Annotated in this window: 17 protein-coding genes; 10 read left to right on the forward strand and 7 right to left on the reverse strand. The window is 33.6% G+C overall.

Annotation, left to right across the window (positions count from 1 at the left end; translation table 11 throughout):
* Positions 1 to 62: 62 nt before the first annotated feature.
* The gene (locus J0383_RS02415) at positions 63 to 1,931 is read right to left on the reverse strand and encodes an alpha-amylase family protein (protein WP_207296858.1); all 1,869 of its coding nucleotides are present in this window, start codon (positions 1,929 to 1,931) and stop codon (positions 63 to 65) included.
* A gap of 281 nt (positions 1,932 to 2,212) precedes the next feature.
* On the opposite strand from J0383_RS02415, the gene J0383_RS02420 reads away from it, so the two are divergent.
* From J0383_RS02420 to J0383_RS02450, 7 genes are all read left to right on the forward strand, one after another.
* Complete coding sequence (locus J0383_RS02420) at positions 2,213 to 3,907, forward strand: OstA-like protein (protein WP_373921627.1); 1,695 nt, start codon at positions 2,213 to 2,215, stop codon at positions 3,905 to 3,907.
* A gap of 231 nt (positions 3,908 to 4,138) precedes the next feature.
* On the forward strand, positions 4,139 to 5,332 hold the full coding sequence (locus J0383_RS02425; RefSeq protein WP_207296859.1) for an aspartate aminotransferase family protein: 1,194 nt from the start codon (positions 4,139 to 4,141) through the stop codon (positions 5,330 to 5,332).
* A gap of 219 nt (positions 5,333 to 5,551) precedes the next feature.
* Entirely contained in the window at positions 5,552 to 6,946 is a 1,395-nt protein-coding gene (locus J0383_RS02430; RefSeq protein WP_207296860.1) for a tetratricopeptide repeat protein, read from the forward strand.
* Positions 6,947 to 6,948: 2 nt separating this feature from the next.
* On the forward strand, positions 6,949 to 7,698 hold the full coding sequence (locus J0383_RS02435; protein ID WP_207296861.1) for a shikimate dehydrogenase family protein: 750 nt from the start codon (positions 6,949 to 6,951) through the stop codon (positions 7,696 to 7,698).
* Positions 7,699 to 7,765: 67 nt separating this feature from the next.
* Entirely contained in the window at positions 7,766 to 8,518 is a 753-nt protein-coding gene (locus tag J0383_RS02440) for a lipid A phosphoethanolamine transferase (RefSeq protein WP_207296862.1), read from the forward strand.
* Between the two features lie 237 nt (positions 8,519 to 8,755).
* Positions 8,756 to 10,738 carry a DUF349 domain-containing protein gene (locus J0383_RS02445; RefSeq protein WP_207296863.1) on the forward strand — a complete coding sequence of 661 codons (1,983 nt, stop codon included), beginning with the start codon at positions 8,756 to 8,758 and terminating at the stop codon, positions 10,736 to 10,738.
* Positions 10,739 to 10,986: 248 nt separating this feature from the next.
* Entirely contained in the window at positions 10,987 to 11,403 is a 417-nt protein-coding gene (locus J0383_RS02450) for an OsmC family protein (protein WP_207296864.1), read from the forward strand.
* A 71-nt stretch (positions 11,404 to 11,474) separates the two neighbouring features.
* Here J0383_RS02450 and J0383_RS02455 read toward each other — a convergent pair whose 3' ends face one another.
* Together J0383_RS02455 and gyrA are read right to left on the reverse strand one after the other, a co-directional pair.
* Positions 11,475 to 12,746 carry a tetratricopeptide repeat protein gene (locus J0383_RS02455; protein ID WP_207296865.1) on the reverse strand — a complete coding sequence of 424 codons (1,272 nt, stop codon included), beginning with the start codon at positions 12,744 to 12,746 and terminating at the stop codon, positions 11,475 to 11,477.
* 44 nt (positions 12,747 to 12,790) lie between these two features.
* Positions 12,791 to 15,436: a DNA gyrase subunit A gene (gyrA, locus tag J0383_RS02460; protein ID WP_207296866.1), complete on the reverse strand. Its 2,646-nt coding sequence runs from the start codon at positions 15,434 to 15,436 to the stop codon at positions 12,791 to 12,793.
* 257 nt (positions 15,437 to 15,693) lie between these two features.
* Between gyrA and J0383_RS02465 the strand changes: the two genes are divergently transcribed.
* The 3 genes from J0383_RS02465 to J0383_RS02475 all read left to right on the forward strand — a co-directional run bounded on the left by J0383_RS02465 (position 15,694) and on the right by J0383_RS02475 (position 20,368).
* On the forward strand, positions 15,694 to 18,240 hold the full coding sequence (locus J0383_RS02465) for an ATP-dependent Clp protease ATP-binding subunit (protein WP_207296867.1): 2,547 nt from the start codon (positions 15,694 to 15,696) through the stop codon (positions 18,238 to 18,240).
* 140 nt (positions 18,241 to 18,380) lie between these two features.
* Entirely contained in the window at positions 18,381 to 19,748 is a 1,368-nt protein-coding gene (gene rimK / locus J0383_RS02470; RefSeq protein WP_207296868.1) for a 30S ribosomal protein S6--L-glutamate ligase, read from the forward strand.
* A gap of 101 nt (positions 19,749 to 19,849) precedes the next feature.
* Positions 19,850 to 20,368, forward strand: coding sequence for a DUF421 domain-containing protein (locus tag J0383_RS02475; RefSeq protein ID WP_207296869.1), 519 nt, complete (start codon positions 19,850 to 19,852; stop codon positions 20,366 to 20,368).
* Positions 20,369 to 20,430: 62 nt separating this feature from the next.
* On the opposite strand, the gene J0383_RS02480 is transcribed toward J0383_RS02475, so the two are convergent.
* The 4 genes from J0383_RS02480 to hutH form a co-directional block, all read right to left on the reverse strand.
* Positions 20,431 to 20,934 carry an RNA-binding protein gene (locus J0383_RS02480; RefSeq protein WP_207296870.1) on the reverse strand — a complete coding sequence of 168 codons (504 nt, stop codon included), beginning with the start codon at positions 20,932 to 20,934 and terminating at the stop codon, positions 20,431 to 20,433.
* A gap of 219 nt (positions 20,935 to 21,153) precedes the next feature.
* Positions 21,154 to 22,485 (reverse strand): inorganic phosphate transporter, encoded by a 1,332-nt coding sequence (locus J0383_RS02485; protein ID WP_207296871.1) that lies wholly within the window; start codon positions 22,483 to 22,485, stop codon positions 21,154 to 21,156.
* Positions 22,486 to 22,515: 30 nt separating this feature from the next.
* Positions 22,516 to 23,160 (reverse strand): DUF47 domain-containing protein, encoded by a 645-nt coding sequence (locus J0383_RS02490; RefSeq protein ID WP_207296872.1) that lies wholly within the window; start codon positions 23,158 to 23,160, stop codon positions 22,516 to 22,518.
* Between the two features lie 49 nt (positions 23,161 to 23,209).
* The gene (gene hutH, locus J0383_RS02495) at positions 23,210 to 24,724 is read right to left on the reverse strand and encodes a histidine ammonia-lyase (protein WP_207296873.1); all 1,515 of its coding nucleotides are present in this window, start codon (positions 24,722 to 24,724) and stop codon (positions 23,210 to 23,212) included.
* Positions 24,725 to 24,770 lie beyond the last annotated feature (46 nt).

Genomic DNA, 24,770 nt, shown 5'->3' on the forward strand with positions numbered 1-24,770 from the left:
AACAAAAAACTCGTTTAGACAGAACATCCAAACGAGTTTTTTTATGTCGTTAAGAAAAGTTATTATTCTACTTCATAAATAAATGATTCAGAAGGCTGAATTTTAATTCTAGCAGTTCCTTCTCCATTTTTAACGGTGAAATATGTTTTACTTTCTTGATACAATTTATCTAAAAGTACGTAAGACCCGTCTTTTAAATTCCATTTTGAAATTACATCAGACGGAATTTTTAATTCAAATTCACTTGCTTTTTCTGATGAGAAATTTACAATTACAATCAATTTTTGTTTTCCAGACCAGCGAACATATGAATAAAGTAAACCATCATAACCTGCATTTTGTCGGTTTACAGATTGAATTTCCTGAAAATTACCCATTAAAGCAGGGCTTTTAATAGAGAAATTTAATAATCGTTTGTAAAAGTCTCGTAAATTCTTCTCTGATTCAGATAATTTTCCTCCATCAAATTTTCCGTCGTTCATCCACTTTTGGTGACTTGGAACGCCGATATAATCGAAAATAGAAGTTCGAGAACGAGTTCCGAAACCTGCGTTTTCATTTCCAGCCTCTCCAACTTCCTGTCCGAAATAAATCATAGTTGGTGATGTGCTTATGGTTGCAGAAACTACCATTAATGGTTTTCCTCGCTCTGGTGTTCCAGCAAATTCTGGAGAAGCCAAACGCTGTTCGTCATGATTATCCAAAAAGTGAAGCATATGATGTTCAATATCCTCCATGCCTTTTTGAATGTTCGACAAATCATCTGGAGAAGCTTTTCCGCGAATGATATCTTTTAATTTATCATATGTTTCTACTTTATCATACAAATAATCCATTTTTCCTAAACGAATATAATTTCGATATTCATTCGGATTATATACTTCTGCTAATAAAAAAGCATCTGGATTTTTAGTTTTGATGGCTGAATTCATATAACTCCAAAATTCGTACGGCACCATTTCGGCCATATCGTAACGGAAACCATCTACACCCTTTTCTGTCCAATACAAAGCAATATCTTTAAACTTTTTCCAAGAATCTGGAACGTCTTTATCCTGCCAGAAAGCAAAATGTTCTTTGTATGATTTCTGGTCAAAACCAGCCGGAAGTTCTGGAAAATCTTTAGTACCATCAGGAAGAACACCGTAATTTACTTTTACTGTTTCATACCAGTCGTTCTGATCCGGTTTTGCTTTACGTGATCCGTTTCCTGTCCATTTTGCAGGATTTTCATCAAATTTTCCATCGATTAAAGGATTTTTTTCTCCATTTAAAGGATTAATTCCATTTGGGATTTCAAAAGGCGTATTTGGAATATAATAGAAATTATTGTCGCGTTTGTATTCAACCGTTACATCATCATTGGCACCAAAATCCTTTACCCCTTCAGGATTATTTTTCCCTTCATATTTTCGTGCAATATGATTCGGGACAATATCAATAATCACTTTTAAACCTGCTTTGTGAGTACGAGCAATCAAAGCTTCAAATTCCTGTAGTCTATTGGCTAGATTTTCAGCTAAATCAGGATTTACATTGTAATAATCTTTAACAGCATAAGGCGATCCGGCACGTCCCTTAACCACTTCAGGATCGTCGTTTGAGATTCCGTATGCAGTATAATCACGCACCAAAGCATGATGTGGAACGCCTGTATACCAAATGTAAGTAACACCTAAATCTTTAATTTCGTGAAGTGCTTTATCTGTAAAATCATTAAATTTTCCAACTCCGTTTTCTTCTATTGTCCCCCAAGGTTTATTAGTAGTATTTTTATTTCCGAATAAACGGGTAAAAACTTGATAAACGACCACTTTCTTCTCATTAGAATGATCTTCTTTTGCTTCACTCATTTTTAAATCTTTTGTTTTACATCCAGAAAAAAGCATGGCCAGTGCGATTCCTGCTGTAATAAATCTAACTTTAATCATATTTTATTTTTATAAACTTACTTTAAAATCTAAAACATGAATTTACAATTCATATCAGTTATTAAATTTAGTTTATTTTTTAAAACTCAAAAGAAACTCTTCTCCTATTGGCTCATCATAGTTGAAAAATAAACAACTACAACGTGAGAGTTCTAGGTTTTGTTGATAAATTCAATATCAAAAACACACAGCATTACCTTATAAATTTTGAATTATAAATTAATGCTAATAACAATATAAGGTTGTAACCTTTTTCATAAATTTGACAAAAATTTAATCACTTGAAGAAATCACTCTTTTTCATATTCTGTATGCTGTTTTTAGGCACACAATTCATTTCTGCCCAGAAGCCAAAAAGTGCAAAAGCACCTAAAAATGCGCAGGCTCCAAAGAAAATAAATATCGAACATTCTGATTTTTTAGATGTTGATCAGGTTTTGGTTCCCGATGGAATTTTGCTTACCGGAAATGTAAAAGTAAATCACGACGGGGTGGTTCTTACTTGTAATAAAGCGTATTATTTTCAGAAAGAAAATTATTTGAAAGCTTTTGGAAACGTACAATTGGTACAAGGTGATACTTTGTTTTTGAATAGTAAATATGCCGAATACAGTGGTAATATCAAGAAAGCATTTGCAACCGGCGATGCTGTTATGACTTCCCCTGATGCTACTTTGCAGACTGACACGATCAATTTTGACCGAAACATACAGCAGGTTTTTTACAATACCAAGGGTACAATCGTCAATAAAGACAACACATTGGTAAGTAAATCAGGAAGATATTATGTAGCCGAAAAGAAATTTCAGTTCCTGACCGAAGTTATCATAACGAATCCGAAATATGTTATAAAATCAAATCATTTGGATTATTACAGCAATTCGGGACATACGTATTTGTTTGGTCCTTCAACGATTACAAGTAAAGCCAATTATATTTATACTGAAAAAGGGTTTTATGATACCAAAAAGAATCTTGCGCATTTCCTGAGGCGATCGTACATAAAATACGACGACCGACTTATTGAAGGTGATAGTTTATACTACAACCGAAACATCGAATTTGCATCGGCAACACGAAATGTAAAAATTACCGATTCGATAAACCGCGGACTCGTAAAAGGACATTATGCCGAAATTTACAAACTAAAAGATTCAATGTTTGTAACCAAAAGAGCCGTTGCGATTAATTTAGTCGAAAATGATTCGGTTTACATTCACGGAAAAAAATTAATGGTGACTGGAAAAGAAGGCGAACGTATTCTAAGAGCTTTTAATAATGTTCGTTTCTATAAAACAGACATGAGCGGAAAATGCGATTCGATTCATTCCAACTCAAAAACAGCTTTAACCAAACTAATTGGTCATCCGATTTTATGGAATGGCGAAAGCCAGATTACAGGTGATATTATGCACTTAATTGGTGATAATAAAACCCGAAAATTGGATTCTTTAAAAGTACTCAACAATACTTTTATAATCTCAAAAGATACTCTCGGCACCGGATACAATCAGGTCAAGGGACTCAACTTGTTTGGAAAATTTCGGGAAGGAAAACTCCATGATGTGGATGTCATCAAAAATACTGAAGTCATTTATTTTATGCGAAATGATGCCAATGAGCTAATTGGTATTAATAAAAATGTGAGCAGTAAAATCAATATGATTCTTGAAAATAATGCGGTAGACAACATCACATTTTTCAATCGTGTAGACGGAGATATTTATCCTGAGGCTGATTTACCTGAAAATGCACGAAAACTTCGAGGTTTTGTCTGGCGAGGCGATGAAAGAATCAAATCTAAAGATGACATTTTTTCTGAAGAAGATAATGAACTGAATGATAAACTGATTAAAGAAGGAAAAGACGAGGAAGAAAAAGGTAAAAACGTTCCGCTGAAAGTTCGAAAGGAAACTTTGAATTACGACAAAAAGAAACCAGCAGCTAAAACAGAAGCCAAGCCTAAAGAGAAATAGTTTTTTAGTTTTCAGTCGCAGTTTTACAGTATTTATCTAAATGTTTCGAGTTTAGTAACACCTAGCATCTTTGTGATTTTGAAACTTTACAATTTTAAACCTTTAGAATTAACTTAAGCATAAAGTTAAAATCTTTGTACCTCAGTACCTTTGCAACTTTGAGCTTTAAAATAAAACGCAAAGCTAGAAACCTCAGTACTCAGTACCTTTGCAACTTAGCACCTTAAAAAAATGAATCCAGATTTTATAAAATATCAGGCACAAACTTCTCCTTACCCATTAGGAATGGAAGTGTCACATGCCATTGGCTCATATATTTACGATACCAACAATAAAAAATATTTAGATTTTGTAGCCGGAGTTTCGGCTTGTACTTTAGGACATCAGCATCCAAGAGTAAATCAGGCTATAAAAGATCAGCTGGACAAATATTCTCATGTTATGGTTTACGGAGAATATTCACAGAGTCCAGCGGTTCAGTACTGCAAATTAATGGCTTCTTTGCTTCCAGAATCATTAAACAAAACTTATTTGGTAAATTCAGGTACAGAAGCTATTGAAGGCGCTTTAAAACTTGCTAAAAGAACTACAGGACGCAGTCAGCTTATTTCATGTTATAACGCCTATCACGGTAACACAATGGGTTCTATGAGCGTTATGGGATTTGAAGAACGCAAACAAGCATTTCGACCACTGCTTCCAGATGTTGATTTTATCACTTTTAATAATGAAGCAGATTTAGAAAAAATAACCACTCGAACGGCAGCAATTCTTTTAGAAACTATTCAGGGAGGAGCAGGATTTATTCAGCCGGAAAATAATTTTCTTGAAAAAGTCCGCAAACGCTGTGATGAGGTTGGTGCGCTAATGATTGTTGATGAGATTCAGCCTGGTTTTGGCAGAACTGGAAAACTATTTGGTTTTCAAAACTACAATGTTGTTCCAGATATTGTAGTAATGGGAAAAGGTATGGGAGGCGGAATGCCGGTTGGCGCTTTTACTGCCTCTGCTGAAAAAATGGACCTTTTAACCGAAAATCCGAAATTAGGACATATCACGACTTTTGGAGGACACCCTGTCATTGCGTCAGCCTGCTTAGCTACTTTGCAGGAATTAACTGAAACGAATCTGATGGAAGAAACTCTAGAAAAGGAAAAACTCTTCAGATCACTTTTGGTACATCCTTTGATTACAGAAGTAAGAGGAAAAGGATTAATGCTGGCAGCAATGACTGAAACAGCAGATATTACCAATCAAGTTATTTTAAATTGTCAGGATAAAGGTTTAATATTATTCTGGCTCTTGTTTGAAGGATGCGCCATCAGAATAACACCACCATTAACCATTTCTGAAGAAGAAATAAAAGAAGGCTGTGCTATAATTTTAAGTGTCATGGATGACATATTAAAAAACCAGCAATTGTAATAAAGGAGCTTCAAAAACTTCAACTCATTACCTCTGGCTGTCATAAAAAGAGCGGTAATCTGGTTAATATTTTATATATCAAAAGATTACAACTTAAAAAACACATAATTTGTGCCATTATTGTTAATTAAATTGTTCAAAACAATTAAATTTACAGCCTAACATCAATGACATGGATGCCTAAATTTATAATAGGCTAATTTCAAATAAAACTAAAGTATGCAATTAAGCAACGAAGAAGAAGATTATAACCTATCCCTATCCAAATTTGAGTCGATGTTAAAAACGAACAAAGTACTCTTTTTTGATTCTGAAGAATTTGAGGAAATCATTCTTCATTATTTAGACATAGGTAAGGCTAATTTAGCAAAAAAAGCCTTAAAACTTGCATTAGATCAGCATCCGAAATCTACAGGCTTAAAATTAGTACAAGTAGAAATGCTGGTTTACGAAGACAAACTCGAACTTGCTGAGAAGCTGTTAAACGAGTTGTATGCAATCGAACCGAACAACGAGGAAATCTATATTCAAAAAGCCAATATCTGCTCTAAAAGAGATCAGCACGAAAAAGCAGTAGAACTTCTTAAAATTGCTCTGCAATATACAGATGATTACGCCGATGTGTACAATCTTATTGGAATGGAATATCTTTTTATGGACAATCTCGAACTGGCAAAAGAAAGCTTCATCAAATGTCTTGAAGAAGATTTAGAAGATCAGTCTGCATTGTACAACGTGGTTTACTGTTTTGAATTTTTAGATCAAAATCAGGAAGCTATCGTTTATCTTAACGAATATATTAATAGAAATCCATACAGTGAAATCGCCTGGCATCAGCTTGGAAGACTTCATTATGGTGTTAAAGAATATGAAAACGCCATTCGTGCTTTTGACTACGCAACCCTAATCGACGACGAATTTTTGGGTGCTTTTATGGAAAAAGCAAAAGCATACGAGCGTCTTAAAAAGTACAACGAAGCCATCGAAAGCTACAACCGTACTATTGAATTAGACGACGCGACATCGTATGCGTTACTGCGAATTGGAAAATGCTATGAAAAACTTGGAAATGCTGTAAAAGCACTTCAGTATTACAATCAAACTGTTCATGAAGATCCTCTTTTGGACAAAGGATGGATTGCAATTACTGATTTTCATATGCGCCAGAAGAATTTCCAAAAAGCATTATTCTTTGTCAATAAAGCATTAGCGATTGACAATCAAAATCGTTTGTATTGGAAACGCTACGCTACCATCAATAAACAAATGAACTTTTTTGAAGAAGCTGAATTTGGTTATAGAAAAGCAGTAGAATTTGGTGATTATGCTTTGGATACATGGTTATTTTGGGTTGATATACTTCAGTTTCTAGGAGAATTCGAAAGTGCAATCCAAACTTTACTGCAGGCTTCAGAATATTTTCCAGAAGAAAACGAAATTGAATATCGTTTGGCTGGATTGTATTTCATGATTCAGGACAATACAAAAGCCAAATTCCACTTAAGCAATGGTTTGAGATTAAACTTCGACAATTACATTATAATTGAAGATTTGTTTCCGGTAGTGTGGACCAAAAAAATGGTTAGAAATTATATAGAAAAACATAGAAAATAATAATGATAGATACTCTAAAAAGACGATTTGGCTTGTTAGGCCGTAATATTAGTTACTCATTTTCAAAAGGTTATTTTACAGAAAAATTCAACAATGAAGTTTTTGCAGGCAACACCTATGAAAACTTTGATATTTCTGAAATCAACCATTTTACAGGATTAATTAAAAACAATCCAGATTTAAAGGGTTTAAATGTTACGATTCCTTATAAAGAACAGATTATTCCTTATTTAGATAAACTATCAAAAAAAGCCTCTTTAATTGGCGCTGTAAATACTATTAAATTTACCAAAAGCGGAAAATTAAAAGGATACAATACTGATTATTACGGTTTCAAAAAATCATTAAAACCGCTTTTAGAACCGCATCACAAAAAAGCTCTTATTTTAGGGACTGGTGGCGCTTCAAAAGGAGTTGCATTTGCTTTAGACGAATTGGATATTCCATACACATTTGTATCAAGAGAAGCCAAAGAAAACATTATCGATTATGATTTGATAAATGCTACTACATTTGACAATTTTCAAATTATCATCAATTGTACACCAGTGGGTACAAGTCCAAACATTGAAGCCTGCCCTGACCTTCCGTATGAGTTTTTCACTGAAAAACACATCGCTTACGATTTAATTTACAATCCAGCGGAAACACAATTCTTAAAAAATGCCAAAGAAAGAGGTGCTGTAATCAAAAACGGATATGATATGCTTATTTTTCAGGCAGAAAAGGCGTGGAAAATCTGGAACAAGTAAAAAATACTGCAAAATAAAATATGAAAAAGTAATTTTCGTAAATTAGTCTACTCATTTGTAGATAGTTATGAAAAAATTTATACCTTACTTCTGCATATTTTATTTCATTTCATTTTACACCAAAGCTCAGGTTTCGGATACTTCCAAAACTAACAATCCGTTTGCTGAAGCTCGTTACCATTATTTTCTTAAAACCGTAATTCTTTTTAACGAATATCTTGATACAGACAACGGTTCGTACAATACTACACAATTACGACTTTTATATCCTATAGGAAATAAGGCATGGAATCTTCGATTCGATGTTCCTTTAATATCTGCCAACACTAACTCTGTCAACAAAACTGGTATTGGCGACATTGGAGCAGGTATAAGCTACATTCCATTCATTAAAAACAACAACGGACTTGCCATAAGAGCCAGAGTGATTTCAAATTCAGCGCAAGATCCTAATTTCGGGAGCGGAAAATGGGTTTTTATTCCTACCGTTTTTTATGCCCGATATCTCAAAACCAAAAAATTTCTCTGGATTTCTTCTTTAGAATATCAAGCTAGTTTTGCAGGTCAAAGCGATCGCAGCGATATTAATATAACAGCTTATGAAAATGTAGTTTTATATTTCTTTGGAAGAAACTGGATCTCAGCCGATACAGCTTTCCGTTATAATAACACAGTAAAAGGATTTCAAAATAATGCTTTTTTAGAATACGGAAGAAAAATATCTGCCGATGATTTGATTTATATTCACCCGAGTTATGCTTTTGGAGGAGAAAAAACTTATAATTTTGGTTTAGAAATAGGAATTCTGGTATTGTTTTAATTTAATTTTATCCCCTTTTTGATGCCTATAAATATGAATTTATCTAAAAATTATATGAAATCAGAATTTTTATTTCTTTCAAAAAAACAATAAAAATTAATATATCATAGTTATAAAGTAGAGTAAAGAATAAGAATTTCATCGTAAAATTCGGTATAAACAAACGATTTATTTTGTAGTTAGAAACACCTTTACTATCTTTCGCTCTGTTTAAAGTAAAACCTTATACATTTAAAAATGTTAGAAGAAAAGAATGATAACCTGCATGAAGCAGACGGAAAATTAGGAATCGATACCAGCAGTGCTGCGCAAAACGATGCCATCGAAAGTGAAGAAACTGAAACAGCAGAAACAAATGCCGTTTCAAATGATGAAATTGAAGCTGAAATACCAGCAGAAGCAGATCATCAGGATGCACTCTATGCCATAACCAATTCAAACGCTGAGGAAAGTGAAGACGAAACGCTGAAAGAGCGTCATGATATTCCTATGAAGGATTATGACACTTTATCGCTTGATGCACTTGTAGATGAATTGAAAAAGCTGATTACTATAGACAAAGTAATGTCTGTAAAAGATCATATCGAAGAAATAAAAAAATCATTTTTATCAAAATACAATCATCTTTTAGATGAAAAAAGAGAGGAATTCAATGCTTCAAAAGAAGACCCGAATGAAGAATTTGAATACCACTCACCTTTAAAATCTAAATTTGACGAGTACTATAATGTATTCAGAGAAAAAAGAAATGCCCACTTTAAGCATTTACAAACCAATCTAAAAACAAATTTAGAAAACAGACTTGCTATAGTTGAGGAATTAAAAGAACTTATTAATCCTCAAGAAAATATAAAAGATACTCTTAAGCATTTTAATGATTTAAGAGAAAGATGGAAAAATGCTGGAGCGATTCCAAAAGACAAATACAATCACGTTTGGAACAACTACCATTTCCATGTTGAGAATTTCTACGACTACCTGCATTTAGATCGTGAAGCAAGAGATTTAGACTTTAAACACAATCTAGAGCAAAAGCAGAAAATTATTGCTCGTGTTGAAGAATTAGTAAACGAAGCTGATGTTGCAAAAGCATTCCGTGAATTGCAAGATTTACACCGAATCTGGAAAGAAGAAATTGGACCAGTTTCTAAAGAATACCGTGATTCTATCTGGAACAAATTCAGTGAATTGACTAAAAAAATCCACGATAAAAGAGAACTATTATTCGAAAGCCAAAGAGCAAACGAACAACAAAATCTTGAAGTTAAAAAAGATATCATTGCTAAAATTGAAGTTTTAGGAACTGAAAAAGTAAACTCACATTCGCAGTGGCTGGTTCAGATTCAAAAAGTAGAAGCTTTACGAAATGATTTCTTTGCGACTGGAAAAGTACCAACTGAAGTAAACGAAGAAACTTGGGCTGCATTTAAAACAGCTGTTAGAAATTTCAATGCTTTTAAAAATTCGTTTTACAAAGACATTAAAAAAGATCAAAACGATAATTTAAACAAAAAAATGGCTCTTGTTGCCAAAGCAAAAGAGTTACAGGAAAGCACAGATTTCAGTTCTACTACTCCAATTATGAAACAAATTCAGGAAGAGTGGAAACAAATTGGTCATGTACCTAAAAAATATTCAGATAAAATCTGGAAAGAATTTAAGGATGCCTGCAACCATTATTTTGATAAATTAAAAGAACACAAATCAGAAGAAAACGCTGATGAGGTGGCTGCTTTTGACAACAAAAAAGCTTATTTAGAAACTTTAAGAGCTTATCAATTAACTGGAGATCACAAGACAGATTTGGATGCTATTAAACAGCATATTGAAATCTGGAAAGGATATGGAAAAGTTCCTTTTTCAAGACGTCATATCGAAGGTAAATTCAATAAAATTTTAGATGCTCTTTTTGAAAAATTAAGCTTAAGCAAAAAAGAATCTGAAATGATGCGTTTTGCAAACCGTATCGACTCTTTATCTGACAGCAACGATACGCGTAAATTAGACAATGAAAAAATCTTTATTATGCGTAAAATTGAAGAAGTTCAAAATGAAATTTTCCAGTTAGAAAATAACATTCAGTTCTTTGCCAATACCAAAAATTCTAAAAAAGAGAATTCAATAGTTACTGAAGTTCGCAAAAATATTGCGATTCACAAAGAAAGCCTTGAGGTTTGGAAAGACAAACTAAAACAACTTAGAAATTTAAACCAGGAATAAACTGGTAAAATTTCCAATATTTTAAATTCCAAATTCCATTGAAAACATATTCAATTGGAATTTGGAATTTTATTTTTGCTGCAATTTTTAAAAGATGTATGATTGTTTCATGACATCTTTTTTTATGAATTTACTTTCAAATAACAAATTGGTAAATTAATACTAAAAAATATTCGTTATATTTGATTAACCACTATTTATTGATAATCAATATAGTATATAGCTATTAATTTTTAATCACTAAGAAAATGAAATTTACAAGAAAAGCACACGCCAACTGGCAAGGAACCGGAATGGAAGGAAAAGGAACCATAAGCACACAAAGTACTACTTTAGATAACGCTCAATTATCTTTTAAAACAAGATTTGCAGACGGAGTTGGAACAAATCCTGAAGAATTGGTTGCTGCAGCTCATTCTGGATGTTTCACAATGCAATTAAGCTTTTTACTAAATGAAGCAGGATTTACAGCAGATGATTTAACTACAGAAGCAACCGTAACTTTTGAAGACGGTACAATTACCCTAATTCATTTAGACTTAAAAGGAAAAGTACCTTCAATATCACCAGAGGAATTTGAAAAAACAGCAGCAAAAGCAAAAGAAATCTGTCCTATTTCAAAACTTTTAAACACAACTATTACTTTATCTGCATCTTTGGTTTAATGAAAGATTTATGAATAAAAAAACCATCAGTTTGTGGCTGATGGTTTTTTTATTTTATATCAAACTTTAGATTAGTTCATTGTCGCTTTTAAAGCTTTTGCTTCAGCAGTCATTTCTAAAGCTTTGTAAACACCTAATAATGTTTTAGCAACATCTTCGTTTTTAGGGTCTAACTCATTTGCTTTTTTAAGGTAAGGAATCACTCCTTTGAAAACATCTTCTCTTTGCGCTTTTAAAACATCGTAACGTTTCATGTCTTTTGCAGAAGTTCCTAATTTATTCATCTCATCGATGATTGGTTTTTCAGCTTCTAATTTCAACGCTGCAAGATTTAAATATGCATTAGTATAGTTTGGATTGATTTCGATTGCTTTTAGGTAGTATTTCTCAGCATCAGCATTGTTTTTTGCATTAGCGCTTAATACTCCTAAATTAAATACAAGATCAGCATTGTTTGGATCTTTTTGCAAAGCTTCACCCACTAATTTTTTATATTGCTCGAAATCTTTTGTTTCTAAGTAAAGATTTGCTTCAGTTAAAATTAATGAAGAATCGTCTGGGTTTGTTTTTCTAGCGTCAGCGATTGCTTTTTTTGCATCTTCAATTTTACCTTTTTGAACTAAAATTAAGGCTAAGTTTTTGTAGATTTCACCTCTTTTAGAAGGAATAGCTTCCGTTTTAGGTTTTTCGTGAGTTCCTAATTTAATAGCTAAATCTCTTTCTTTAGCATTAGCAAAGTTATCTTCGTTTCCGTTAGCTTTGTTTGTAGCTAAATATAAAGTTCCTTTTCCTGAATAGTTTAATTTTTTCAACTCTTCATACATAGGAAGAGCAGTATCAAAATCTTGAGCATTTACAGCTGTAGAAGCAGCATAATACAAGTTAATTGTATCATTTTTATCTAACTGATACGCTTCGTATAATTTTTTAGCTCCATCTGCATGTTTGTTAGCTTGAGTATCAGCAATTGCAGAGTTAATTAACAAACCTTTGATGTTTGTAATTGATGCAGCAGCCTGAGTTGAATATTTCTGTTTTCCAGAAGCTTTTTCAACATCAATTAATTTTTTATAACTCTCTGCAGCTGAAGATAAGTTTTTACTCTCTTCTACTTTTTTGTTTGCAAGGTCTAAGTAAGCATTACCTTGTACAAAATAGTACTGAGCTTGTTCAACATCTTTAGCATTTACTATTAAATGCTCAGCATCTTTTAGCTGTGCAAGTGCTCCTTGCGCATCTCCGCTTTTCAATGCTTTTTCTGCATTTTTAATTTGATCTTTTTGAGCAAATGTAGCTGCAGAGATCAGTAATGCTGATGCTAGTATTACATATCTACTTTTCATAATGTTCTATTTGTATATTTAATTTAATAATTGTAGTTCAAGTTTTATTCTTCAGATTCTTCTTCATCGTCAGAGTCATCCTCATCTTCTACTTCTTCTTCAGAATCGTCATCGTCATCATCATCCGCTGATCCTTCATCTTCAAGAACTTCTAAGTCAGGTTTTACTCTTTCGATCGCTGATTCAATTACGTTTCCGTCTTCATCAACTACCACTTCTTCCGCTTCGTCTTTCATTACTTTTGTAACGGCAGCGATAGAATCTTTTCCTTTCAAGTTAATCAATCTTACCCCTTGAGTAGCACGTCCCATAACACGTAAATCCTCAATTGCCATTCTAATTGTCAATCCTGATTTATTAATAATCATTAAGTCATCAGAATCTGTAACGGCATTAATAGAAATTAACTTTCCTGTTTTCTCTGTAATATTAAGAGTTTTAACCCCTTTACCTCCACGGTTTGTAATTCTGTACACATCTTCACCGTCGTCATCAACTAATTTGGTACGTTTTCCGTATCCATTTTCCGTTACAACTAAGATTTGAGAATCGTTTACATCATTTTTAGCTACAGTAACCATACCAATTACTTCATCAGTATCATCTTTTAACGTAATACCGCGAACTCCAGAAGCCGTTCTTCCCATTGGACGTGTTTTGGTTTCTTCAAAACGAACCAATTTACCAGATTTAACCGCAAGGATAATTTGGCTTTCTCCATCCGTTAATTTTGCTTCAAGTAATTCATCACCTTCTTTAATAGTAATAGCTGCCACTCCATTAGCACGAGGTTTAGAATATTTCTCTAAAGAGGTTTTCTTCACCTGTCCCTGTTTTGTAACCATTACAAGGTTATGTGTATTGATGTAATCTTTGTCTTTTAAGTCTTGTGTACAAATGAAAGCTTTTACCTTATCATCACTTTCAATATTGACTAGGTTTTGGATCGCTCTTCCTTTTGCGGTTTTGCTTCCTTCCGGAATTTCATAAACACGCATCCAGAAACATTTTCCTTTTTGAGTAAAGAACATCATGTATTGGTGGTTGGTTGCCACGAACATGTGCTCTAAGAAATCCTGATCTCTTGTTCCCGCACTCTTCTGTCCTACTCCTCCTCTGTTTTGAGTTTTGTACTCAGATAAGTTAGTACGTTTAATATAACCTGCATGAGAAATTGTAATTACCACATTCTCATCTGCAATTAAATCTTCAATACTTACGTCACCTCCAGAATATTCGATTTGAGAGCGACGTGCATCACCATATTTTTCACGGATTTCTGTAAGTTCTTCTTTTATTAAGTCAGTTCTCAAATTAACATCTGCTAATAATGCTTTTAAATGCTCGATTAACTTCATTAATTCTTCATACTCTGCTCTTAATTTATCTTGCTCCAGTCCTGTTAACTGACGAAGACGCATTTCTACAATTGCACGAGCCTGAATATCTGACAGTTTAAATCTTTCGATTAATTTCTCACGAGCTTCCTCAGTATTTTTAGAACCTCTAATAATAGCAATTACTTCATCAATATTATCTGAAGCAATAATTAAACCTTCTAAAATATGCGCTCTTTCTTCTGCTTTACGTAATTCGAACTGTGTTCTTCTTACTACAACATCATGACGGTGCTCTACGAAATAATGAATTAAATCTTTTAAATTCAATAATTGCGGACGTCCATTTACTAATGCAATATTATTTACACTGAAAGAAGACTGTAATTGTGTAAACTTATAAAGTGTATTTAAAACAACGTTTGGTGTTGCATCACGTTTCAGGATGTACACGATACGCATACCATTTCTATCTGATTCGTCTCGAATATTGGCAATACCTTCAATCTTTTTGTCGTTAACTAAATCAGCCGTACGTTTAATCATTTCGGCTTTGTTAACTTGGTATGGAATTTCGGTAACAATAATACATTCTCTTCCTTCCACTTCTTCAAAACCTACTTTTGCACGCATTACAATACGTCCTCTACCAGTTTTAAAAGCTTCACGAACACCTTCATAACCATATATAATACCTCCAGTTGGGAAATCAGGTGCTTTAATGTGGCCCATTAATTCGTCAACTTCAATATCATTATTATCAAGATACGCTAACGTACCATTAATAACCTCCGTTAAGTTATGAGGAGGCATATTTGTTGCCATACCTACCGCAATACCTGTAGCACCATTTACCAATAAAGTTGGTACTCTAGTAGGCATTACCTTTGGTTCATATATTGTATCGTCAAAGTTTAATTGAAAATCTACTGTTTCTTTTTCAATATCAGACAAAATTTCTTCAGAAAGTCTCTGCATTCTAGCCTCAGTATAACGCATCGCTGCCGGACTGTCACCATCGACAGATCCAAAGTTACCCTGACCATCAACTAATAAATAACGCATACTCCATTCCTGCGCCATACGTACCATTGCGTCATATACAGAAGTATCTCCATGCGGGTGGTACTTACCCAGAACCTCCCCTACAATTCTCGCAGACTTTTTGTGGGCAGATCTTGATGTTACACCTAAATCATACATTCCGTAAAGAACTCTTCGATGCACTGGTTTCAAGCCATCTCTAACATCAGGAAGTGCTCTCGATACAATTACTGACATCGAATAATCGATGTAAGCTGACTTCATTTCATCCTCTATGTTAATAGGAATTAACTTTTCTCCTTCAGACATAAGTTGTTATATTAAATAATTATATTAGTTTCAAAGCGTGCCAAGATACGGTTTTTTGAAATTTTTTCAGCTATTTCCTTACACTAATTTCAATGATTTATTAACAACTTTATTTTTACATTTAGTTAATAAATTAAGCGTTTTTTAACGCTTTTATTGTTATTTTTTTTGTCAATTAGCTGACAGCAGATCTCAATAGGTATGATTTTTGTTTTTCAATCAGTAAATAATTAAATTTACATTACCAATTATATATTATGGATGATAATTTTTCACCAAGAGTAAAAGATGTAATTACGTACAGTAAAGAAGAAGCGCTTCGTTTAGGGCACGACTTTATTGGTACCGAACATCTTATGCTGGGAATTTTAAGAGATGGTAACGGAAAAGCTATTCATATACTTAATAACCTGGCAGTTGATTTAGACCATTTACGCAGGAAAGTAGAAGTACTGAGTCCAGCAAATCACAGCGTTGAAATAAACACTGAAAAGAAAAACCTTCATCTTACCCGACAGGCCGAAAGAGCCCTGAAGACCACTTTTCTAGAAGCTAAAGTATTTCAAAGTTCGTCGATAAGTACGGCCCATCTGCTACTGTGTATCTTACGAAACGAAAACGATCCCACAACCAAGCTATTGAATAAACTTAAAATAGATTATGACATAGCTAAAGAACAATATTTAAATATGACGCCAAACGAAGAAGAATTCTTAGAAAACTTACCTAGAAACGAGTCTTACAACGACGATTCAGGACAAGATGACAGTTTAAAAGAAAGCAGTTTTAATAATCCCGCCAATAAGTCAAACAAAAAATCTAAGACTCCGGTTTTAGATAATTTTGGGAGAGATTTAACAGAAATGGCAGAAGAAGGAAAACTGGATCCTGTAGTGGGACGCGAGAAAGAAATCGAACGTGTTTCTCAAATCTTAAGCAGAAGAAAAAAGAACAACCCGCTTCTTATTGGAGAGCCTGGTGTTGGTAAATCTGCTATTGCAGAAGGACTGGCGCTTCGTATCATTCAAAAGAAAGTATCGCGTATTCTTTTCAACAAACGAGTTGTAACTCTTGATTTAGCAAGCTTAGTTGCCGGAACTAAATACAGAGGACAATTTGAAGAAAGAATGAAAGCCGTAATGAACGAGCTTGAGAAAAACGACGATATTATTCTTTTCATCGATGAGATTCATACTATTGTTGGAGCTGGAGGAGCAACAGGTTCACTTGATGCCTCAAACATGTTCAAACCTGCATTAGCAAGAGGTGAAATCCAATGTATTGGTGCTACTACTCTTGATGAGTACAGACAATATATTGAAAAAGACGGTGCTCTTGAAAGACGTTTCCAAAAAGTAATTGTAGAACCAACTTCTGTTGAAGAAACAATTGCCATCTTAAATAACGTAAAAGATAAATACGAAGATCATCATAATGTAACCTATACACCAGAAGCTATTGAAGCCTGCGTTAAGCTTACAGATCGTTATATGTCTGAGCGTTTCTTACCAGACAAAGCAATTGATGCTCTTGACGAAGCTGGATCTCGTGTTCACATTACTAATATTGATGTTCCAAAACAAATTTTGGATTTAGAGCGTCAATTAGAAGAAGTACGCGAAATGAAGAACATGGTAGTTAAAAAACAAAAATATGAAGAAGCTGCCAAACTTCGCGATGACGAAAAACGCATCGAAAAAGATCTTGCACTAGCACAAGAACAATGGGAAGAAGATTCTAAAAACAACCGTATTGAAGTTACAGAAGACAATGTAGCCGATGTTGTTTCGATGATGACTGGAATTCCTGTAAACAGAATTGCACAAACAGAAAGCAACAAACTGGCTCAATTACCAGAATTAATTCAAAATAAAGTAATTGGTCAAAACGATGCAGTTCTAAAAATTGCACGCTCTATCCAGCGTAACAGAGCCGGACTTAAAGACCCGAATAAGCCAATTGGTTCATTTATTTTCTTAGGTCAAACTGGTGTTGGTAAAACACAGTTAGCCAAAGTTTTAGCTAAAGAATTATTTGATTCTGAAGATGCTTTAGTTCGTATCGACATGAGCGAATACATGGAGAAATTTGCAATCTCTCGTTTAGTGGGGGCGCCTCCAGGATACGTTGGATACGAAGAAGGCGGTCAATTGACTGAGAAAGTTCGTAGAAAACCATATTGTGTAGTTCTTTTAGATGAGATCGAAAAAGCACACCCAGACGTATTCAATATGATGCTTCAAGTTTTAGATGATGGATATTTGACTGATAGTTTAGGTCGTAAAATTGACTTTAAAAATACAATCATTATTATGACATCTAACGTTGGTGCTCGTCAGTTAAAAGACTTCGGACAAGGTGTTGGATTCGGAACTGCAGCAAGAACTGCTCAGGCAGACGAAAACTCAAAAAGCATCATCGAGAACGCTTTGAAGAAAACTTTTGCTCCTGAATTCTTAAACAGAATTGATGACGTAATTGTATTTAATGCTCTTGAAAAAGCTGATATTGATTTGATTATTGAAATCGAATTGAAAAAATTATATTCTCGTATTGCTGAGCTAGGTTATAAATTAAGCCTTACTGATAAAGCGAAAGCATTTATTGCTGAAAAAGGTTTCGACAAGCAATTTGGAGCAAGACCTTTAAAAAGAGCAATCCAGAAATATGTCGAAGATTTATTAGCTGAAGAAATCATTACTTCGAAAATACATTCAGGTGATGAAATCAGAATGGATTTAAAAGATGATTCACAAGAATTATCGGTAGAAATACATAAAGCTGAAGAGCCGACTAATCAATAAATTAGTCAAAAATTATAACATAAATAACATGCCCGTTACGTTTTCATAACATAACGGGCATTTTTTTTAAATAATTTACTATCTTTAGTAAAAGCAAATAGCTATTTTTGAATTTAATTCTATAAATAAAAAAACAAAATATGCTTCAAAACAAAGTCATTTTAGGCAGCGAAGAATGGTGCTCATTTCCAGAACTAGGAATCCCAACAATCAAGGCTCGTGTGGATTCTGGCGCTAAAACTTCGGCAATGCACGCATTAAACATAGCTCCTTTTATAAAAAATGATGCCAATTGGGTTAAATTCGATATTAATCCAATTCAGAATAATATTAAAACTATTATTCACTGCGAAGCGCCCTTGGTTGACAAAAGAATCGTTAAAAGCTCAAGCGGTTTTAGAGAACATCGTTATGTAATCCAGACGCATCTTAAAATTGGAGACGCTAAATGGCCAATCGAAATGACTTTGACCAATCGTGACTCAATGGGTTTCAGAATGCTTTTGGGACGCGAAGCTATGAGCGGAAGGGTCTTGGTTGATCCAGAGCAAAAATATCTTCTTGGACAGCCTTCTCCAGAAACTTTAAAAGAATTATATCAAAACTCAGAAAAAGCTACTACAGGTTTACGAATTGGTCTTTTAGCCAGTAATCCTGAATTGTACAGCAACAAACGTATTATGGAAGCCGGCGAAATGCGCGGACATGAAATGCATTTCCTAAACATCAAGGAATGTTATATGAAATTGGACGCCAAGAAACCTGAAATTCATTATAGAGGCGGGAAAATCCTAAACCAATTCGATGCTATTATTCCAAGAATTCGTCCGAGTATTACTTTTTACGGCTGTGCTTTAACACGTCAATTCGAAGCTTTAAAGGTATTCTGTTTAAATTCTGCTTCCGCAATTACACAATCTCGAGACAAATTATATTCATTACAATTACTTTTAAACAGCGGAATTGATATTCCAACCACTGGTTTTGCCAATTCTCCGCTTGATACTGACAACTTAATCAAAATGGTGGGCGGTTCTCCCCTTATTGTAAAATTATTAGAAGGAACACAAGGAAAAGGGGTTGTTTTAGCCGAAACCAAAAAAGCTGCAGAAAGTGTTATTAATGCTTTCAAAAGTTTAAATGCCAATATCTTAGTTCAGGAATTTATTAAAGAAGCCAACGGAAAAGATATTCGGTGCTTTGTTATCGATGGAAAAGTTGTAGCCGCAATTCAGCGCGAAGCCATGCCTGGCGAATTTAGAGCAAACATTCACCTCGGAGGAACGGCTTCTGTAATCAAAGTAACTCCTGAAGAAAAAAAGATCGCTATAAAAGCCGCAAAAGCAATGGATTTAAAAGTGGCTGGTGTCGATATTATTCGCTCTTCAAAAGGACCTTTATTGTTAGAAGTAAACTCTTCTCCAGGTTTAGAAGGAATTGAAGGCGCAACCAATAAAGATGTCGCTGGAGAAATGATTAAAGCAATTGAAAAGAATTTTAAATTGTAATTAAGTTCATTAAAACTTCATTACTCCTAAATAATTTAGCAGCTTTGTCGAAGTTTAAAACTTTGACAAAGCTTTTTTATTTAACTTTAAAATAAAAAAACATGGTTTTTCCTTATCTTGATATTATTTTAAGAAGCATCGCTGTTTATTTCTTCATGACAATTGCATTACGTGTATTTGGCAAAAAAGAACTTTCCCAATTAAATACTGCCGATGTAATCCTAATTTTATTAATCAGCAACGCTGTTCAAAATGCTATGGTTGGTCCTGATACGAGCTTGTCAGGAGGTTTAATTGCTGCTTTGGTTTTATTTATTGTCAATTATATCATCAAAAAGCTGACTCACAAATACAAAATCGTTGGGAATTTATTATTAGACAAGCCACAAATTCTTATTCACGATGGAAAATTGGATTTTAAAGCTTTAAGCAAACTTGATATTTCGGATGAAGAATTAAAAGAAGCCATGAGAGAACATGGTATAGAATTTTTCAAAAACGTAAAATTAGCCATGCTGGAAATCGACGGAACAATCAGTATTATTTCTGAAGATCAGGAAAAACTAAAACAAACCCATTATAAACGCAGACATAATCGCAAGAACCTTCAAAAATTTTAATTAAAAGGCACAAAAAAAGACCAAATTTAAATGAATTAGGTCTTTTCTTTTTGATTCTATTATTACTTATTAGGAATTTCAGATTTCCCATAAAATGGCAGTATCAATCTGTTATCTGCAAATTTACCAGACAAATTAGATTCAACAGGTGTCTTCACTAATAATGTATTGTATTTCCCCTCCACATCAATGTAAATTTTCTTAGTATTAAAATAATCTACAGCTTTTAAACAGTCTTCAACAGCAAATAACAATTCTTTTCTAGAAGATTTTTCAATACCTTTCATATCTTCAACTTTAACAATAATCAGAATGGTATCGTTTTTTTCTTTTGAATAATATTTAAGTTTATCCGTTTCAATCCCTGTTAAGGTTTTAATTACACATCCTTTAAGAAAATACGAAATTGAATCTGCTTTTTGATCTGGAGCATCTGTAACCTTTTTTTGATCTTCTCTTAAATAAACTTTTCTTTTATCATCAGGTTTACCATCACATGAATAAAAAGTAATACTCGTAAATGCTACAGCAATTATCGCCGCTAAATAACCATTAAATCCTTGCACTGTATTTTATTTTAAATTAAACTTTTGAACCAAAAAATATTGTTTATTTTTTTTGCAAAGGTCTTCTGATTTTACTTTAAAAATATCCCCTAAAAGTTTTTAAAGTTTCATTTTAAGACAATTTATAACGTAAAAACAAAAAAGCTGATTTCAAATTGAAACCAGCTTTTTTTATATTGATAAATGCGACTTAATCTCACATTCCGCAAAAATCATTTTCTAAATAAATACACTTAAAACAAAGTATACTAAACCTGCTAAAATAGCCGAAATAGGAATAGTTAAGATCCAAGCCCAGATTAAACTTACAGTAACTCCCCATCTTACGGCAGATACACGTTTTGTTAATCCAACTCCAATAATAGAACCTGTAATTGTATGCGTGGTACTTACTGGAATTTTTAAATGTTCAGTAAAATAAAGCGTTAAAGCACCTGCAGTTTCTGCTGCAACCCCTTCAAACGAACTTACTTTTGTGATTTTAGAACCCATTGTTTTCACAATTTTCCATCCACCACTCAAAGTTCCAGCTGCAATTGCAGAATAACAAGCTAATGGAATCCAGCTTGGCATTACTCCTTTTATACCTAAATCATCATTTGGAAGCACAACATCCAGCCAAGCATCCATATGAACTCCTGGATTTGTATTAATATACACTGCTACAGCAGCAGCAATGATACCCATTACTTTTTGAGAATCATTACCTCCATGACCTAAACTAAATGCCGCAGAAGATAGTAACTGCATTTTCTTTAAAGCAGCATCAGCTTGATGTAGATTTAAACTGCTGAATATTAAACAAAATCCGCTTACTGTCAAGATAATAAAGGCTACTAAAAACCATTTAATATTATGAGCTTCAAAAGCAACACTCCAGAAATGAGAATCAAATCTTGGTTTTTCTATCTTATCATAAGGCACCATTTGATAGTATACAAACACAATTGTAGCTATCATTAAAACTGCAGTAAAGATTTTTGGTCCAATTGTTTTACGAGAAGCATTTAAAAGCCAGATCGAAATTAAATAAGATGCTAATGCTCCCAATAATGGTGCTAAAACAATAAATGCAATAATAATCAAAACTCCCGAAGGCATGGCTCCATCTTTTCCTGCTTTATACCAGCTTACGATTTCGTACCAATAGTGCGTTGTCCCGTCTTCTCCAACATAACCAGAGAAACCATGAACCGCAATAGCATGTGCTACAGCCGCTCCAGCAAAACCTCCAATAAGTGTATGTGAAGAACTTGAAGGAATTCCTAACCACCAAGTCAATAAGTTCCAACAGATTGCGGCTATAACTCCGGCAAGAATTACTACTAGGTTAATTTCCATCGTATGTGCAGTTTTTGCAACTGTATCTGCTACACCAAATCCGAAAACCCAATAAGCAAGGAAGTTAAAAAACGCTGCCCAGACTACCGCCTGAAAAGGTGTCAAGACCTTTGTGGCAACCACTGTCGCAATAGCATTTGCTGCATCATGAAAACCATTGATGTAATCAAAAATTAAAGCTAATACTATAATTAATATAAGTATCGTCATAAAATTATAACTTCAGATTGAAAAATTGAATTAAGAATGTTTTACAGAAATAGATTCCAGTATGTTCGCAACACTCTTACATTTATCTGTTGCTGATTCTAAAACAGATAACACTTCTTTATATTTAATAATATTTTTAGCATCTGTTTCGTTTTCAAAAATTTCAAAAACTGCTTTGTTATATACGTTATCAGATTTGTTTTCCAGCTTGTTAATTCTGGCACACGCATCTTTTATAATTTTAAAATTCTTTAAGTTTCTCAACTCTTTTACAGCACTGTCGATATTTTGGCAAGCTTCAAGGTTGATTTCTGTCATCTTTCTGATCGATTTTGTAATCTTATCAACTTGATACAATCTCATTCGGCTTGCAGCACCGTGAAGGTAATCTGCAACGTTATCAATAGAAGTAATTAATGTATGAATATCCTCTCTATCAAATGGAGTAATGAAGTTTCTGCTTAACTCAAGGTTAGTCTGACGAGTAATATCTTCTCCTTTTTGTTCTAATTCGTCAATCTTTTGAAAAAGAATTTCTCTTTCTTTTAATGGAAGGTTTACAGCTTCATGTAAGTTAGAAGCTAACTCAATTAAATTGCTTGAAGCCTCTTCAAAAAGTGGAAAGAATTTCTTGTCTTTCGGCACTAAAAATTGGAAAATACTGTTTATTGACATTTTTATATTTTTGATAGTGCAAAATTACTTCCATTAATACTTTACAATGTTAAGCCATTGTTAACAAATCGTTTTCTATTTGAAAACTCTTAAGGAACAATACGGTGTTTTCTATGTCATTATGTAAGATTCTGTCTTCCTTTACCAAAGGCACAACTTCTCTATAACTGCTTAAAAACATTTCGATGAAATCGCTTGATTTTAGAGGTTCTCTATACGCAATAGCCTGCGAAGCATTTAACAATTCGATTGCTAAAATACGTTCTATATTATCTAAAATTCGTAAGGCTTTTGTAGCGCCATTTGCTCCCATACTCACATGATCTTCTTGACCGTTGCTTGAAACAATACTGTCAATACTTGCCGGAGTTGCCAATTGTTTATTCTGGCTGGCAATACTTGCTGCGGTATACTGCGGTATCATAAATCCTGAATTTAATCCCGGATTATCAACCAAAAATGCTGGAAGATTTCGAAGTCCAGAAATTAACTGATACGTTCTTCTTTCAGAAATACTTCCCAATTCTGCCAAAGCAATTGCCAGAAAATCTAAAGCTAGAGCTAAAGGTTGTCCATGGAAGTTTCCTCCAGAAATAATCTGATCGGCTTCAATAAAGATATTTGGATTATCAGTAACTGAATTAATTTCTGTTTTGAATACTTTGCGAACATAATCGATCGCATCTTTTGAAGCGCCATGAACCTGAGGCATACAACGGAAAGAATACGGATCTTGAACGTGTTTCTTTTCCTGAGCAATAATTTCGCTTCCGTCTAAGAATTCAGTAATTCTTTGAGCCGTTACAATTTGTCCTTTGTGCGGACGTATATAATGTATCAATTCATTAAAAGGTTCAATTCTTCCATCAAAACCTTCTAGAGAAATAGTTCCAATTAAATCTGCTAAATACGAATATTTATAGGCTTTTATTAAAATATGCGCTCCGTAAGCACTCATAAACTGCGTTCCGTTTAAGAGAGCCAAACCTTCTTTTGACTGTAAAACAATTGGTTCCCAATTAAAATGTTTTAAAACTTCGGCAGAAGCCATTTTTTTTCCTTCAAAAAGAACCACTCCCTCACCTATTAATGGTAAAGATAAATGAGCCAAAGGCGCTAAATCACCAGAAGCCCCAAGCGACCCTTGAGTATATATTACAGGTAGAATATCGTTATTATAGAAATCTACTAAACGTTCTAGAGTTTTTAACTGTACACCAGAATGTCCGTAGCTTAAAGATTGTATTTTAAGCAAAAGCATCATTTTTACAATCTCGGCAGGAACTTCTTCTCCCGTTCCGCAGGCATGAGATTTTACTAAATTCTCCTGAAGTTTCGATAAGTTTTCATTAGAGATTTTCACGCTGTAAAGAGAGCCAAAACCAGTATTGATTCCATAAATTGGCGCTGTATGCGATGCCATTTTTTTATCCAAATAATCACGGCACTTTTGAACATTTACTTTTGCTTCTTCTGATAATTCCAGCGTTTTATTAAAGCTTAAAATTTCGTGTAATGTTTCTAAAGTAATGGTTTCAGTACTTATATAATGGACTTCTCTCATGATGATTTGAAATTTAAAACGTCAAAATTCAACAAATCAACATTAA

It is taken from the genome of Flavobacterium endoglycinae, from assembly GCF_017352115.1.
Lineage (GTDB): Bacteria > Bacteroidota > Bacteroidia > Flavobacteriales > Flavobacteriaceae > Flavobacterium > Flavobacterium endoglycinae.

Coding starts and splice junctions, on each gene's coding strand:
- J0383_RS02450 (WP_207296864.1), top strand. CDS start 10,987: ATGAAATTTACAAGAAAAGCACACGCCAACTGGCAAGGAACCGGAATG.
- gyrA (WP_207296866.1), bottom strand. CDS start 15,436: ATGTCTGAAGGAGAAAAGTTAATTCCTATTAACATAGAGGATGAAATG.
- J0383_RS02465 (WP_207296867.1), top strand. CDS start 15,694: ATGGATGATAATTTTTCACCAAGAGTAAAAGATGTAATTACGTACAGT.
- J0383_RS02445 (WP_207296863.1), top strand. CDS start 8,756: ATGTTAGAAGAAAAGAATGATAACCTGCATGAAGCAGACGGAAAATTA.
- J0383_RS02485 (WP_207296871.1), bottom strand. CDS start 22,485: ATGACGATACTTATATTAATTATAGTATTAGCTTTAATTTTTGATTAC.
- J0383_RS02415 (WP_207296858.1), bottom strand. CDS start 1,931: ATGATTAAAGTTAGATTTATTACAGCAGGAATCGCACTGGCCATGCTT.
- J0383_RS02435 (WP_207296861.1), top strand. CDS start 6,949: ATGATAGATACTCTAAAAAGACGATTTGGCTTGTTAGGCCGTAATATT.
- J0383_RS02455 (WP_207296865.1), bottom strand. CDS start 12,746: ATGAAAAGTAGATATGTAATACTAGCATCAGCATTACTGATCTCTGCA.
- J0383_RS02425 (WP_207296859.1), top strand. CDS start 4,139: ATGAATCCAGATTTTATAAAATATCAGGCACAAACTTCTCCTTACCCA.
- hutH (WP_207296873.1), bottom strand. CDS start 24,724: ATGAGAGAAGTCCATTATATAAGTACTGAAACCATTACTTTAGAAACA.
- J0383_RS02440 (WP_207296862.1), top strand. CDS start 7,766: ATGAAAAAATTTATACCTTACTTCTGCATATTTTATTTCATTTCATTT.
- rimK (WP_207296868.1), top strand. CDS start 18,381: ATGCTTCAAAACAAAGTCATTTTAGGCAGCGAAGAATGGTGCTCATTT.
- J0383_RS02475 (WP_207296869.1), top strand. CDS start 19,850: ATGGTTTTTCCTTATCTTGATATTATTTTAAGAAGCATCGCTGTTTAT.
- J0383_RS02430 (WP_207296860.1), top strand. CDS start 5,552: ATGCAATTAAGCAACGAAGAAGAAGATTATAACCTATCCCTATCCAAA.
- J0383_RS02490 (WP_207296872.1), bottom strand. CDS start 23,160: ATGTCAATAAACAGTATTTTCCAATTTTTAGTGCCGAAAGACAAGAAA.